The following is a 13,992-nucleotide window of genomic DNA, read 5'->3' as shown; positions in this document are numbered from 1 at the left end:
AGCATTCGCGCGAATTTCCACGCATTTTTCACAGAATGACGACACCCACGATCCAGCCGGTCGTCCTTTGCGGCGGTTCGGGCACGCGGCTTTGGCCGCTGTCACGCAAATCCTTCCCCAAGCAATTCGTGCCCCTGATCGGCGGGCAGAGCTTGCTCGCCCTCACGCTGGCGCGGGTAGCACCCCTGGCGGACGGCCGGGTGACGCTGGTGGCGGCAGAGGAGCACCGCTTCATGCTGCGCGAGGCCCTGCACGGGCAGGGGCTGGACGGGACGATCGTGCTGGAGCCGTGTGCGCGCAACACCGCCGCCGCCATGGCGCTTGCTGCCCTGGGCACGGACGACCCGGCGCAACTGCTGCTGTTCTGCCCGGCCGACCACCACATTCCCGATGGATCTGCGTTCGAGCGCATGGTCCGGGGCGCCGCTGCGACGGCCAACGATGGGGCCATCGTGACCTTCGGCGTCCAGCCCTCCTTTCCCAGCACCGCCTATGGCTACCTGGAAATGGGAACGGCTCGGCCCGGCGGTGGGCACACGGTGGGGCGGTTCCTGGAAAAGCCCGACGCCGGCCGAGCGCAGGAATTGCTGTTGGCCGGCAATGTGCTGTGGAATGCGGGCATCTTCCTGTGCCGCGTCGATGTGCTGCTGGCCGCGCTGGAGCGGCACGCCCCCGACATCCTGGCCAGTTGCCGCGAGGCGATGGCCGGCGCCCGTCCCGACGAGGAATTCCTGCGCCCTGACGGGGCCGCGCTCGAGACCTGCCGCTCCGAGAGCATCGACTACGCCGTGATGGAGCGCCACGACAACCTGGCTGTGTTCCCGTTCACCGGCCAGTGGAGCGACGTGGGCAGCTGGAACGCGGTGGCTCAGCTCACGCCGGCCGACGGCGACGGCAACCGTGTGGTGGGCAATGGCGTGGTGGTCCAGGGAAAGAATACTTTCGTTCAAGCATCCGACCGATGCGTCGTGGCCCTCGGCACCGAGGACCTGCTGGTGATCGACACGCCTGATGCACTGTTGGTCGCGGGAGTGAATGCGGCGGAGCAGGTGAAGACGGTCGTCGCCGAACTGGAGAAGCGCGGGGCCGACGAAATTCGAAGCCACCGGCTGGTGCTGCGGCCGTGGGGTTCTTACGACACCGTTGAACGTGGTGCACGCTTTCAGGTGAAACGCATTCTGGTCAATCCGGGGGCTTCCCTGAGCCTGCAGAAGCACTTCCACCGAGCGGAACACTGGATCGTGGTGAAGGGAACCACCGAAGTCACGCGTGGCAAGGAGGTGTTCCTCCTGACCGAGAATCAGTCGACCTACATCCCCCTGGGCGAAGTGCACCGGCTCCACAACCCGGGCAAGGTGCCGCTGGAGATGATCGAGGTGCAGTCGGGCAGTTATCTCGGCGAAGACGACATCGTGCGGATCGAAGACACCTACGGACGGGTGGTCCCGATTCGCGAGAATCCCGGGCGCTGAGCCCAGAAATTGCATTGAACTCGTTTTTTGTCAGATACCCACCCCATGTCGATCACTAAGAAGAAAGTTGCCCTGATCACGGGCATCACCGGCCAGGATGGCTCCTATCTCGCTGAATTCCTGCTGGAAAAGGGCTACATCGTCCACGGCATCAAGCGGCGCGCGAGCTTGTTCAACACGAGTCGCGTCGACCATATCTACCAGGACCCGCATGTCGACCATCCGGACTTCGTGCTGCACTACGGCGACCTGTCGGACAGCACCAACCTGATTCGCATCGTCCAGCAGACGCAGCCCGACGAGATCTACAACCTGGGCGCGCAGAGCCACGTGGCGGTCAGCTTCGAATCGCCCGAATACACGGCCGATATCGACGGCCTGGGCACGCTGCGGCTGCTGGAAGCGATCCGCATCCTGGGCCTAGAAAAGAAGACTCGCTTCTACCAGGCATCGACCTCGGAGCTGTACGGCCTGGTGCAGGAAATCCCGCAGAAGGAGACCACGCCGTTCTACCCGCGCAGCCCGTATGCCGTGGCCAAGATGTATGCGTACTGGATCACCGTCAACTACCGCGAGGCGTACGGCATGTACGCCTGCAACGGCATCCTGTTCAACCACGAGAGTCCCCGTCGCGGCGAAACGTTTGTCACGCGCAAGGTCACGCGCGGCCTGGCAAACATCTCGCAGGGCCTGGACGAGTGCCTGTACATGGGCAACATCGATTCGCTGCGCGACTGGGGCCATGCGAAGGACTACGTCCGCATGCAATGGCTGATGCTGCAGCAGGACAAGCCGGAGGACTTCGTCATCGCCACCGGCGTGCAGGTCAGCGTGCGTGAATTCATCCTGCGCTCCGCCCGCCGACTGGGCATCGAACTGAAATTCGAAGGTCAGGGCGTCGAGGAGGTCGGCATCGTCGCGTCGGTCAAGGGCTCGCAGGCCCCCGGCGTCAAGCGCGGCGATGTGATCGTGCGAATCGATCCGCGCTACTACCGCCCCGCCGAGGTAGACACCCTGCTGGGCGATCCGACCAAAGCCAAGCAGAAGCTCGGCTGGGTGCCGGAGATCTCGCTCGACGCCCTGATCGACGAGATGGTGGCGAGCGACAGCGACGAAGCCAAGCGCCACGCCCTTCTGAAGCAGCACGGCTTCAAGGTCACGGTCAGCCAGGAATAGCGCGTTTTTCGGGCGCCGCAGGCGCCTGGAATCGCCGGACCGGCGCCGGCAATTCATGGTTTGCGGTTTTCCGGCGCCACAAATCCCGGACGCCGGCAATTGAATTGTGTCGAGTCGGCCAATTCCACCGCTAGAATCACCGCACACCAATTCAACGGAACGGAGATCGCGGATGGCAACCTACCTGGAATTGAAGGAGCAGGCTGAAAAACTGCTGCAGCAGGCCGAGAACATGCGGGCGCAGGAAACCGAGCAGGCCATCGCCGACATCAAGGCGAAGATGCAGGCTTATGGCCTGACCGCCGCCGACCTGGGCTTTGGCGGGGGCACGCGCGGGCCGCGTGCCAAGAAGGCAGCCAAGACGCCGGCGCCGGTGAAATACCGCGGCCCGAATGGCGAAACCTGGGGTGGCGGCCGCGGCCGCAAGCCGCAATGGGTGGTCGAAGCCCTGGCCAAAGGCAAGAAGATCGAGGATTTCGCAGTCTGAACGGCTGCCAGTCCGGCAAATTAGAAAAAGGGTGGCTCGAGCCACCCTTTTACTTGGTGCGCGGACTTAGTCGCTACCGAACAGGTCGCGCGTGAAGACCTTGTGTGCCACATCGGCCAGCACGTCGACATTGCGGTTGGCAATGATGACGTCGGCCCGCTGCTTGAACGCCTCCAGGTCGGTCACGACCTCAGAGCTGAAGAATTCCGCCTCGTGCAGTACCGGCTCGTACACGATGACCTCCACTCCCTTGGCCTTGATACGCTTCATCACGCCCTGGATCGACGAGGCGCGGTAATTGTCCGAGCCCGCTTTCATCACGAGCCGGTAGATGCCCACGACTTTGGGCTTGTGCTTGAGCACGCTCTCGGCGATGAAGTCCTTGCGCGTGGAATTCGAGTCCACGATGGCCCGGATGAGGTTCTGCGGCACCTCGGAATAATTGGCCAGCAATTGCCTCGTGTCTTTCGGCAGGCAATAACCGCCGTACCCGAACGATGGGTTGTTGTAATGGTTGCCGATGCGCGGGTCCAAGCCCACGCCTTCGATCACATTGCGCGCGTCGAGTCCGTGGGTCAGCGCGTACGTGTCGAGTTCATTGAAGTAGGCCACGCGCATGGCCAGGTAGGTGTTGGCGAACAGCTTGATCGCTTCGGCCTCCGTGGAGCTGGTGAACAGAACGGGCACGTCCTTCTTGACGGCGCCGTCGCGCAGCAGTTCTGCAAACAGGCGGGCCCGTTCAGACCGCTCACCCACCACGATGCGCGAGGGATGCAGGTTGTCGTGCAGCGCCTTGCCTTCCCGCAGGAATTCGGGCGAGAAGATCACGTTGTTGCAGCCCAGCTCCGCATTCACCCGCTCGGTGTAGCCCACCGGCACGGTGGATTTGATGACAATCGTGGCCTTCGGGTTGACGCTATTGACCGCCCGGATGACCGATTCGACCGACTGTGTGTTGAACTTGTTGGTCTCGGGGTCGTAGTTGGTGGGGGTGGCCACGATCACGTAGTCCGCTTCACTGTAAGCTGCCCGCCAGTCGAGCGTTGCCTCCAGGCGGCGCTTGCTGGTGGTCAGGTACTGCTCAACGTCGTGGTCCTCGATGGGGCTACGCCTTGCATTGATGGCGGCCACACGCTCGGGCGAGACGTCCACCGCCAACACGTCGTTGTGCGGTGCGAGAAGGCAAGCGTTGGAGATGCCGACATACCCCATTCCGGCGATTGCGATGCGCATCTTGGTTCCTTGCTGAGCTGCCCGGATTCTAGGCAAGCTCAGCAGCAAGATCGATCCCGCTCTGGCGGGTGTGGCGCCGGATGCTCGGCGCCGTGACGCAATGCGGCCCGAACGCAGCGGCCGTGGGACCGGGCTAAATGCCCGCCGGCTTGACCATCGTCGTCATCCGGTCGACAGCCTTCACCGTGATCGTCTTCTGGTCAGCACCCTGCAGCACGGTGAGCTGGACTTCGCCGTCGGGCGACGGCCGGGCCCAGAGCTTCTTGTAGAAATCCTCCAGTGACCCCACCCGGTCGCCGTCGACCGCCAGCACCATGTCGCCGGCGCGCAGTCCCGCGCTGTCCGCCGGGCTGTCCTTGCTCACACGCACCACCTGGACGCGCCCGCCCTGTTCGCTGGACGTCAGGCCCAGCCAGGGACGCCGGCTTTGCCGACTCACGCCGTTCTGTTGCAGTTCGCCGAGGATGGGTTTGAGCAGGTCGACCGGCACGAACATGTTGCCCGGCATGCGGCGGCCTTCGCCACTGGCATCACTCACCACCAGGCTGCCAATGCCCAGCAATTCGCCACGTTGGTTGAACACCGCCGCGCCGCTGTGGTTGTCAATCGGCGGGCTGGTGAAGAGGGCCGACTCGATGAAGTATTCCCAGTAGCCCGAGAACGGCCGCGTGCCCACCACGTGCGTCATGGCCACTTCGCCGTCCTCCCCGCCGGTGGATGCCATCAACGCGTCGCCTGGCTTGAGGTCCTTCACCGAGCCCAGGGGCACGGGCGTCGCGCCGCGAAGCGTCAACAGCGGCCGCAGCAGGCCGAACCCTGTGGCCAGGTCATAGGCCACCGCACGCGCGGGAATCGTGCGGTTGTCCTGGGTCATGATTTGAATGCTTTCTGCCTCCAGCATCAGGTAGCCGATGGTGAGGATCAGTCCGTCGGGCCCGATGACGACGCCGGACCCGGCGCGTTTGGCGCCCAGCGTTTCGGCAGATCGGGCCCCGGCCGCCGCCGTGACCTGGATGCCGACCACGGCCGTATGGGCACGGGTGAGCGCCTGGATGGTGGCCTCTTGCTGCGAGCTGGAGGTTGCGGCGCGCGCAAGCTGGGTGTGCCGGGCGGCACCTGCCAGCAGGAGGGATGCGGCCATCAGGGCCCGTCGACGAATCCCCTGTAAGGGGTGGGATGCGTTCTGGACACAGGTCGGCATGGCAGCTCCTGGACGACGGGGATCCACAGGATGCGCGCACCGCAGGGCGCGTGCAAGCCGCCCCCGCGCTCGCGACGGCCGTCGGGGGTCAGTGACCGAATTGGCAAGTCGGCAGACGAAAACCAACGCGCGTTTGGTCAGCCGTGCCGTGCGCCACGGGCACGTTTGTTCACATGTCAATACGCCGAATAATGGCTCGGAAGCGGCTTCTTCCTGAGCTAGCATCGCACCCCAGCAGTAACAACAAGATACCAAGCACTTCCATGATTCAGCCCGTCATCCTGTGCGGCGGCTCGGGGACCCGTCTGTGGCCCTTGTCTCGCAAGGCGTTGCCCAAGCAGTTTGTACCCCTCATCCAAGGGAAAAGTCTGCTGGCGCTCACGCTCGAGCGCGTCGCGCCGCTGACGGATAGAGCCTCGGGCGTGATGTGTGTGGGTTCGGAAGACCACCGATTCCTGGTGCGCGAAGCAATTGGCGACGCAGGGCTGGTTGGCTCAGTCATTCTGGAGCCGTTCGCCCGCAACACCGCGGCGGCCATGGCCATGGCCGCCCTGAAAGCGCCCTGCGTGGACCAACTCCTTTTGTTCTGCCCGTCGGACCATCACATTCCGGACGTGGCTGCATTCGCGGCCATGGTGCGCGGTGCCATGCCTTGCGCACGTCAGGGAAGAATCGTCACTTTTGGCGTCATGCCAACGTTCCCGAGCACGGGTTACGGCTACATCGACAAAGGTCAAGCACGGGACGATGGTGGCCACGCGGTCGGTCGATTCATCGAAAAGCCCGCCAGCGAGAAGGCACAGCAACTGCTGCTGACCGGCAATGTGCTGTGGAACGCCGGAATCTTCCTGTGCCGGGCGGACAACCTGCTGGCAGCCCTGGCGCAGCACGCCCCCGACATCCTGGCTAGCTGCCGCGAAGCCATGATGGGCGCAGCTATCGATTGCGAATTCGTGCGGCCGGCCGCCGACCCGCTGGAGACGTGCCGCTCCGAAAGCATCGACTACGCCGTGATGGAGCGCCATGGCGACGTCGCCGTGTTCCCGTTCGCCGGCGCATGGAGCGACGTGGGGAGCTGGAACGCAGTGGCCGAGATGTGCCCGCCCGACGAGCAGGGTAACCGGATTGAGGGGCAAGGCGTCGCCATCAACGCGAACAACAACTTCGTGCATGCGCCGAATCGTTGCGTGGTAGCTCTGGGCGTGGATGACCTCGTGATCGTGGATACCCCCGATGCCGTGCTTGTGGCGAGAAGGGAGGGCGCAGAGCAAGTGCAGCTTGTGGTGCCGGAGCTTGAAAAGCGCGGCACACGGCAAGCCGTTCAGCACCGCCTAGTGCTGCGACCTTGGGGCTCATACGACAGCATCGAGAACGGAAGCCGCTTTCAGGTCAAGCGCATCGTGGTGAAGCCGAATGCTTCCCTTAGCCTCCAAAAGCATTACCACCGGGCCGAGCACTGGATCGTGGTGAAAGGGACGGCGGAGGTGACGCGAGGGAAGGAAACATTCCTTTTGAGTGAGAACCAGTCGACATACATCCCACTGGGTGAAGTTCATCGATTACACAACCCAGGAAAGACAGCACTGGAGATGATTGAGGTGCAGTCCGGGGCATATTTAGAAGAAGATGACATTGTCCGCTTGGATGACCAGTACGGACGGATTATTTCGATCGCGATAGCTACAAAGCAAGCCTGAAAAACCAGCACGGACGCCAAGACTGGCCAATGGTTTTCTGTCTATATATGAGTCCAAAATCGGTCAAGGTGCATTGATCTTAATTTGGCTTGCGGCAAATTCTTCGCGTCTGCTTGCTCGCGCAATATCGCGCTTGCGCAGGCTGCAGAAGTTCTGATTAGGGAAGGGCGGGAGATGTATCGCACGGACGCGGCGAACGCTAGTGGTTTAGCGTCGAGCTCGGCAGAAGATATCGTTGACATAGGAATTCCACCTTCAACTCGTGCTCGAGCCTTGAAGCGTGCAGTGGACATTTTTGGATCGATCTTCCTTATCGTTCTTTTGTTGCCAATGATTGTTGTCGTGGCGATCGGCGTGAGGCTGTCTTCAAGCGGGCCTATCTTCTACGCGCAAACTCGGTCTGGAAGGGGGGGGCGCCACTTTCAGTTCTACAAATTTCGCTCGATGAAAGTCAACTCCGAAGACGTTCTGGCGGATTTTCTAAACAGCGACCCGGAAGCAAAGAAGCGCTGGGATCAATATCAGAAGATCGATAATGATCCACGCATCACGGCTTTTGGACGTTTCATTCGGCGGACTAGCCTCGACGAGTTGCCGCAGTTCTGGAACGTGCTCAGGGGTGACATGAGTCTTGTCGGCCCGCGCCCATGTATGCTCCAGCAGAAGGAACTTTATGGCCGGTACTGGCGCGCATACTGCGCAGTCAAACCCGGCATTACCGGACTGTGGCAGGTCTCGGGTCGAAATAGACTGACCTATGAAGAACGAGTTAGACTGGACGTTCAGTATGTCCGTAACTTGTCCGCTTGGGGTGACATAAAGCTCCTAGCCAAGACGATCAAAGTCGTACTTAGCGCGCACGGCGCACACTGATTTCTGGCGCAATCCAATCACTCGGCGATTGTAGTTCCGGGAGGCAAAACTTGCCAAAAAGAGATTGCCGCTGAGTCTTCCTCGGCAGTCGTATTGACGACGCAATCTGAGACTGAGCTTGGGCCTTCGCGCACCTTTTAGGCGTAAAAACAGTCATTAATGGCTAGATGCGCCTAAGCACGCAGTCGTGCACAGGACCTGGAATCTGTTGAAACGAGCATACCTAAGCCATCGCTTTTCCAATGTCTTTAACCCGCGATCGCCAAATACTGGCATCCATTGCAACAGGTATTTGCAGCAAACTTGCAGGCGCGGCGATGGCTTTGCTTGCTCTGCCCATAATCGGCCGCTCCCTCAGTCTAGATGATTACAACTCCTTTCTGGTGGCGATGACCAGCGGTTCTGCCACGACACTGGTCTTTGGAGCGATAAGCGTAACCGGCATTTCTTCAATAGCCGAGGCCGATACCCCCTCGGCGCGGCTGATGGCGATAGGTGAGACCGCGTCCTTCCTTGCTGCCGTATCTGTGGTATTGGCTCTAATTTCATGTGGGCTTTTTCTCCTTTACAGGGACGTAACGCCTGGGGCATGGGTGATTTTCATTGCGAGCATGCTCACGATCGCACAAGGGTTTCTGCTGTCGGGTGATATATATCAAGTTGCCACCGGCAGAGGCTATTTGGCGAACGTACTACAGATGTTGGGCAGTATTGTTGCGCTCGCCCTTTTGTTATTGACTCCGCTTAATGTCGCCTCTGTCACCGCTATCTATTTTGGAGTCCCGGCTATCGTGCAGATGGGGGTTTCGGTTGGGGCGTTTCGCCGACCACTTCCACCTCTTGTCCGCTTCACTACGCTAACGCAGCTGGCGAGTCGCCTAAGCGCGTTACTGCCGGCGCTCATCAATTCTGTCTCGGACTACCTGAAGATATTCGGATCCGCCATGGTCGTCGGGGCAATAGCCGGCGATCTGGAGTACGCGGTCTATTCGACCCTTGTGTTAATGGCTGCGCGCGCGGTCAATCCGATTTCGCTTTTCGTTCGCCCCATACTGCCGGCGTACTTGGATGCTCAAATTCAGCAAGACGTACAGTGGCTCCGGAAGCTCTCGCTATTAATTGCTGGGGGGCTCGCAATAACCACCGTCCTGGCGCTTGCGGCGGCCACGTTCTTCAATCTTGATCTGGCACTAAAAATATTGCCGCAAGGAGCCGAGTTTGGGCGTGCCGACTTGTTCGCTCTAGCGTTATTTGTTGTCGGCCATGCATTCTGCACGTTGCAGTCGCCTTTCTTTGTCGTTAGCGCCCTTCGTAGCGACTATGCGCGGGTGCAGCTTTTCAGTGTGATATTTGGTTTGGTGGCTGGCGCCAGTCTTTCTTCTTGGGGGCTGCAGTACGGCATGCTAGTGGCATTAGGCGTGCTTACGTATCTTCACGCGTGTCTACTCTGTTTCGGAATTCCGAGGTTTTTGTTTAGATCTGCGCTTCCGTCTTCATGAGGTCGCTGAAATGACAAATCTACTCTTCATAGGGCCATTTCCGCCGCCAACGCACGGGCAAGCGCTGGCGACTGCCGTGCTTTTTGAAAAACTTGTGGATGCTGGCGTAGTACTTACACAATTCGACCTGTCTCCCGCGTTGGGCGTTAGGAAGAAAATCTTCGCATACCTGTGCGCCCTGCGCCTCATTCTGACGGGTAGCGGGCCCGTCTATATTTCGGTGGCTTCCAATGCGGGCGTCTGGCTGACCCTTATGTTGGGGCTGGCATGTAGGCTGAAGAATAGGGCCGCATTCTTGCACTACCATGCATATGGACCGATCAATAGACGAGCACATGTCGTCCGTGTTCTGGCCTTCGCGCTGGGACAACTCGGTCACCATATTGTGCTCGGTCGAGCAATGGCGCAGAGTATCGCGCAACTCTTGCCAAAAAATGCATGTGTACTTGAGCTAAACAATTCGGGGCTTATCGACCTCGAGCCAGCGAAGCAATGCCGCTCGGGGGGGGGCCTAATCTTGGGGCACCTTAGTAATCTAACGATAGACAAAGGCGTTGAGGTCGTAATCTCTGCAGCGATATCCGCGATTGAACGCGGGCATGATGTAAAGGTCGTTTTGGCTGGGCCATGTGCAGATCAAAGGTCTCGGGATGTGATTGCCTATGCTTCCGAGCGCCTAGGCGCGCGTTTTAAATATTTGGGACCAGTCTACGGTTCGGAAAAGCTGAAATTTTTTTCCGACATTGACGTATTCCTATTTCCAACGATGTATGTAAACGAGGCTTCGCCTCTCGTTCTGCTCGAGGCCATGGCTTGCGATGTGCCATGCCTTTCTACTGACTTGGGATGTATTCCTGACAGTCTGGGGACTGAGGGCGGGATCGCTGTGCCTATCGAGCAATTTGAGGCCGCCCTAAGGCAATTGCTCAATTCGATCGCACTCATGCCAAGTGCTTTTGCGCCGCGGCAGCGCTTCCTCCATCTTCTTGAGGCTCATCAAGCCCAATTTATTAGCCTCAAGGACGCCATAATTCAATGACCGAACTGCTAAAATTCTATTCTCTTCTGCACATTTCGGCTGGGCAGGCGGGAAGCGGCAACCTAGTAAGCGCGACTGATGCGGCGCGCGTAAAGGTGTATGTCGACTGCGCATTAAGCCTTGATGCGTCCTTGAGGGCTGCGGGCGCGCGTTTGACACTTCTAACCAACAACCGAAAGGCGGTGAAAGATATAGTCGGCAATGATGAGTTGATTGTTGAGGAGATCAACTTTGGCTTGGCCGTGCCTAGTGGGATCGCTTTTTTTTCAGCGCATTATAAGATCGATGTATTCAGGCATTTTTCTGGGCGGGCAAATGAATATTCCATCCTTCTGGATCTCGACATGGTATTGCTCAACCCCGTCGTGGCGGAATTTTCAGAACTAGTTCGCCGAGGGGTTCCGGCCTATTACGATATCACTAGCCAGATTTTGCCTGCATATGGAAGTGCACGGGTTGGCGCAAGCATGCGCTTAATCGATTCGGAATGTTTTGAGAACCGATGGGCTGGCGGTGAATTTATCGCGGGAAGTTCGGATTTCTATTCGTCGCTCGTCGCTCACGTCGATTACCTTTGGCCTAAATATCTCCGGCACCACAAAGAGCTCTTCCATAATGGAGATGAGATGATCGTTTCTGTCGCGCTTGAGCGTATGCGACGTCGCGGGTGGTACATTTCAGACGCGGGGACGCTTGGGATGGTTGCGAGGTATTGGTCCGGACTAATCTCTCATCCTCAGCCGGCATTCAATATTGTTGCCTCAGCTTCCATCTTGCATTTACCTCAGGAGAAGATGCTTCTTGCTAGGTGCAACAGAGATTTCGAACGGACTCGTTTCTTGCGCACTTATGCGAAATGGCGCGTATATCGGCGCCTGCGAAGCGCGGTTGCGACTTGCGTGAAGGCGATCAAGAGAAGCGCATGAAAGCTAAGGCGTTGCTCCGACGTGTTCTCCCAGCTGCTGCGATTGACATGGGACGGCGATTGCAGGCGAGTGTCGAATCAAAATTTTTTGTTCCAGAACGGCTGACCGGGCTGCCTCCTTTCAGTTGGCGTCAAGGCCTCAAGGTCGCGTTAGTCAAGCAAGATACATATAGCAATTTGTATGTGGGCCCCAATCGAATGGCGCCTGCCGATTTGCTCGAGAGTTCAATTAAGCATACTGGCCCTTTTGCATTGTTTAGCGAGCTGGATGCGGATTTTTTTATTATCAAGCCTAGTCTGTCAGCCGGCTGCCACGTGTGGAGGGAAAAGGTTACCCATTGTGGACAGGGTTCGATGCTGCATTTTGAGAATCTGCGGCAGAACTGTAGGTTTGGCGGAAAAACGCAGGGCGAGTGGGCTGTTGACGAGGCTTCTGTGGACTGGGGGAGCTACGACATTGTAATCAGCGTCGATGTTGCTATATCTCCTGGGATTACGCGGCAGCATTCTGGGGTTCTTTGGTGCTATTACATCAGTGAGCCTTGTATGCCAAGCTACGCAAAATCTCATCGCTCGCCCCTTCCGGGTTACGATATATTTCTCAATCAGAGATTTGATGGTCGATTTGCTTCGCCCTCCGCGCATGAAATTAACTTCCCGTTCGCGCTCCAAAAGTTCGGGTGCTTCGATAGGGCGCTCGGGCTCTCTGCGCAAGAGATGCGGCGCAGCGGTTGTTTTGTTGAGTCGCATTCCGCTAAAGACGCGGCGTTCTTAGACTTGCGGAGATTTGGTGAAATTAGAGGTGTCAGTGCAAGCAGCTTTAAGATTATCTCTGATCTTTATAGAAGCAAATATTTTGTGCGACTTGGCGGCAGACACATGTGGGGCAACGCGATGGTAGAGGCAGTGGCTTCGGGTTGCCTTGTGTTGGGTCGGCCTGGAGAGTTTAAGAACAAATCGCTATTCACTCGCGGCGCGGCAGTCGAATCGTTGGATGAGTTGGCCAAAAAAATAGAGTATTTTGAGGCTAATCCTAACGCCTATGCGGCTGAGGTTGAGGAGCAGCGAGCAAGGCTTGATCATTTTTGCTTTTGGCGGCCCATGGGTGAACTGATCGGTAGGGCTAAGGCGATTGTATGAAGGTGCTGTTCTTCCACAATATCCTCTGGGCCCACTACAAAGGCGCCGTATTCTCGGAACTTGTCCCGCTAGCAAATGAAGAGGGGTTATCTGTAGAGATTGTCCAAATTGCGGAAACTTCGGGGCAACGGAAATCTCTTGGATCGGTTGATCTCGCCTATCATCGGTATCCGTACACCGTGTTGTTTCGGGGGGCGTACGATGACACTTCTTGGATTTCTCGATCTAGAGAGATGATCCGTGCTCTCAGGCGGTCGCGTCCAGATGTGGTCGTGCTTCCTGGCTACTATGATCGGGCGTTTTGGGTGGCGATGGCCTATGCGGTAGTGTTCGGAATCAGGCGGGGTATTACGATGGACTCTACTGCATCAGATCACCCGAGGCGCTGGTTGAAAGAGCAGCCGAAAAAGTTCTTTCTGCGGTTTTGTCACTTTGCTCTTTGCTACGGAACGCGAAGTAAGGATTACCTTAAGCAACTGGGAATGCCGGAAAAGCGACTCGTCATTCGATGTCAGGCAGCCCCAACTGATCAGCTATTAGCGATTGGTCAATCGGCAACGGCATCGCTCGTCAAGCCGGCCAAACCATTTTTCTTGTACGTTGGACGCCTATCTCCGGAAAAAGGCCTTCTAGAACTGCTCGCGGCCTACACCGAATTTCATGAAAAGAGGCCTGACTATCGACTTTTGTTGATCGGTGGCGGGCCGATGGAGGCTGAGCTGAAAAGAGTTGTGCGTGAGTTGGGTATTTCGTCTGCTGTCGAATTCCTTGGCCCCATGGCGATGGCTGAAATTGTTCCTTATTACATGACTGCCTATGCTCTGGTGCTTCCAAGCACTAGTGAGCCTTGGGGTTTGGTGGTGAACGAGGCTCTGCTATTCGGTTGTCCGGCTATAGTGAGCGACAGATGTGGTTGCGCGCCTGATCTGATAAGGGCTGATCGTACTGGGCTAGTGTTTGCTTCTGGAAGTGCTCAGGAGTTGGCGAAATCGTTGCATCGAATGGCTGAATTATCGCCGCAACGCGAGGTTATGGGAATTGAATGCAAGGCGCTAATTCGGCATTTCACGCCTAAAACCGCGGCGAGTCAAATGGTGTCGGCCCTGCTTTTGTTCGCTAGCCCGGGTCAATGACATTGCCAATTAGGCTGGGTCTCTCGTTGCGGGCTAAGTTCGCGATTTCGGATTGAGTGCATTTGTTGTGTCCGCCATGATCTCACGAGAAGCTACAGCCGATAAGAGCCCGACGAG

At 58.1% G+C, this 13,992-nt stretch carries 12 protein-coding genes; 10 read left to right on the top strand and 2 right to left on the bottom strand.

Annotation, left to right across the window (positions count from 1 at the left end; genetic code table 11):
- The first annotated feature begins 35 nt into the window (after window positions 1-35).
- The 3 genes from GON04_RS10060 to GON04_RS10050 all read left to right on the top strand — a co-directional run bounded on the left by GON04_RS10060 (window position 36) and on the right by GON04_RS10050 (window position 3,135).
- Window positions 36-1,472: a mannose-1-phosphate guanylyltransferase/mannose-6-phosphate isomerase gene (locus GON04_RS10060; RefSeq protein WP_157397757.1), complete on the top strand. Its 1,437-nt coding sequence runs from the start codon at window positions 36-38 to the stop codon at window positions 1,470-1,472.
- 45 nt (window positions 1,473-1,517) lie between these two features.
- Window positions 1,518-2,648 (top strand): GDP-mannose 4,6-dehydratase, encoded by a 1,131-nt coding sequence (gmd, locus tag GON04_RS10055; protein ID WP_157397756.1) that lies wholly within the window; start codon window positions 1,518-1,520, stop codon window positions 2,646-2,648.
- Window positions 2,649-2,820: 172 nt separating this feature from the next.
- A complete protein-coding gene (locus tag GON04_RS10050) occupies window positions 2,821-3,135 on the top strand; it encodes an H-NS histone family protein (protein WP_157397755.1) in 315 nt (104 codons plus the stop codon).
- Window positions 3,136-3,201: 66 nt separating this feature from the next.
- Here the strand turns inward: GON04_RS10050 and GON04_RS10045 are convergent, their stop codons facing one another.
- Together GON04_RS10045 and GON04_RS10040 are read right to left on the bottom strand one after the other, a co-directional pair.
- Window positions 3,202-4,368, bottom strand: a complete 1,167-nt coding sequence (locus GON04_RS10045) for a nucleotide sugar dehydrogenase (RefSeq protein WP_157397754.1) — start codon at window positions 4,366-4,368, stop codon at window positions 3,202-3,204.
- Window positions 4,369-4,501: 133 nt separating this feature from the next.
- Window positions 4,502-5,509 (bottom strand): S1C family serine protease, encoded by a 1,008-nt coding sequence (locus GON04_RS10040; protein WP_157397753.1) that lies wholly within the window; start codon window positions 5,507-5,509, stop codon window positions 4,502-4,504.
- Between the two features lie 323 nt (window positions 5,510-5,832).
- Between GON04_RS10040 and GON04_RS10035 the strand changes: the two genes are divergently transcribed.
- The 7 genes from GON04_RS10035 (at window position 5,833) to GON04_RS10005 (ending at window position 13,875) form a co-directional block, all read left to right on the top strand.
- Window positions 5,833-7,266, top strand: coding sequence for a mannose-1-phosphate guanylyltransferase/mannose-6-phosphate isomerase (locus tag GON04_RS10035; RefSeq protein ID WP_157397752.1), 1,434 nt, complete (start codon window positions 5,833-5,835; stop codon window positions 7,264-7,266).
- 174 nt (window positions 7,267-7,440) lie between these two features.
- Window positions 7,441-8,139, top strand: coding sequence for a sugar transferase (locus tag GON04_RS10030; protein ID WP_157397751.1), 699 nt, complete (start codon window positions 7,441-7,443; stop codon window positions 8,137-8,139).
- Between the two features lie 242 nt (window positions 8,140-8,381).
- On the top strand, window positions 8,382-9,638 hold the full coding sequence (locus GON04_RS10025) for a hypothetical protein (RefSeq protein ID WP_157397750.1): 1,257 nt from the start codon (window positions 8,382-8,384) through the stop codon (window positions 9,636-9,638).
- Window positions 9,639-9,648: 10 nt separating this feature from the next.
- Window positions 9,649-10,677 (top strand): glycosyltransferase family 4 protein, encoded by a 1,029-nt coding sequence (locus GON04_RS10020; protein WP_157397749.1) that lies wholly within the window; start codon window positions 9,649-9,651, stop codon window positions 10,675-10,677.
- A complete protein-coding gene (locus GON04_RS10015; protein WP_157397748.1) occupies window positions 10,674-11,603 on the top strand; it encodes a hypothetical protein in 930 nt (309 codons plus the stop codon). The genes GON04_RS10020 and GON04_RS10015 overlap by 4 nt, the downstream gene beginning before the upstream one ends.
- Complete coding sequence (locus GON04_RS10010) at window positions 11,600-12,742, top strand: hypothetical protein (RefSeq protein ID WP_157397747.1); 1,143 nt, start codon at window positions 11,600-11,602, stop codon at window positions 12,740-12,742. Before GON04_RS10015 ends, GON04_RS10010 begins: the two co-directional genes overlap by 4 nt.
- On the top strand, window positions 12,739-13,875 hold the full coding sequence (locus tag GON04_RS10005; protein WP_157397746.1) for a glycosyltransferase family 4 protein: 1,137 nt from the start codon (window positions 12,739-12,741) through the stop codon (window positions 13,873-13,875). The genes GON04_RS10010 and GON04_RS10005 overlap by 4 nt, the downstream gene beginning before the upstream one ends.
- The last annotated feature ends 117 nt before the right edge of the window (window positions 13,876-13,992 follow it).

The organism is Ramlibacter pinisoli, assembly GCF_009758015.1.
Lineage (GTDB): Bacteria > Pseudomonadota > Gammaproteobacteria > Burkholderiales > Burkholderiaceae_C > Ramlibacter > Ramlibacter pinisoli.
The sequence above is the reverse complement of the archived record's forward strand: the minus strand, read 5'-3'. Positions and strand labels throughout refer to the sequence as shown.

Excerpts from the sequence above, each read along its gene's own strand:
- GON04_RS10025 (WP_157397750.1), top strand. The coding sequence starts at position 8,382 with ATGTCTTTAACCCGCGATCGCCAAATACTGGCATCCATTGCAACAGGT.
- GON04_RS10030 (WP_157397751.1), top strand. The coding sequence starts at position 7,441 with ATGTATCGCACGGACGCGGCGAACGCTAGTGGTTTAGCGTCGAGCTCG.
- GON04_RS10005 (WP_157397746.1), top strand. The coding sequence starts at position 12,739 with ATGAAGGTGCTGTTCTTCCACAATATCCTCTGGGCCCACTACAAAGGC.
- GON04_RS10060 (WP_157397757.1), top strand. The coding sequence starts at position 36 with ATGACGACACCCACGATCCAGCCGGTCGTCCTTTGCGGCGGTTCGGGC.
- GON04_RS10045 (WP_157397754.1), bottom strand. The coding sequence starts at position 4,368 with ATGCGCATCGCAATCGCCGGAATGGGGTATGTCGGCATCTCCAACGCT.
- GON04_RS10010 (WP_157397747.1), top strand. The coding sequence starts at position 11,600 with ATGAAAGCTAAGGCGTTGCTCCGACGTGTTCTCCCAGCTGCTGCGATT.
- GON04_RS10035 (WP_157397752.1), top strand. The coding sequence starts at position 5,833 with ATGATTCAGCCCGTCATCCTGTGCGGCGGCTCGGGGACCCGTCTGTGG.
- GON04_RS10020 (WP_157397749.1), top strand. The coding sequence starts at position 9,649 with ATGACAAATCTACTCTTCATAGGGCCATTTCCGCCGCCAACGCACGGG.
- GON04_RS10015 (WP_157397748.1), top strand. The coding sequence starts at position 10,674 with ATGACCGAACTGCTAAAATTCTATTCTCTTCTGCACATTTCGGCTGGG.
- GON04_RS10050 (WP_157397755.1), top strand. The coding sequence starts at position 2,821 with ATGGCAACCTACCTGGAATTGAAGGAGCAGGCTGAAAAACTGCTGCAG.
- gmd (WP_157397756.1), top strand. The coding sequence starts at position 1,518 with ATGTCGATCACTAAGAAGAAAGTTGCCCTGATCACGGGCATCACCGGC.
- GON04_RS10040 (WP_157397753.1), bottom strand. The coding sequence starts at position 5,509 with ATGGCCGCATCCCTCCTGCTGGCAGGTGCCGCCCGGCACACCCAGCTT.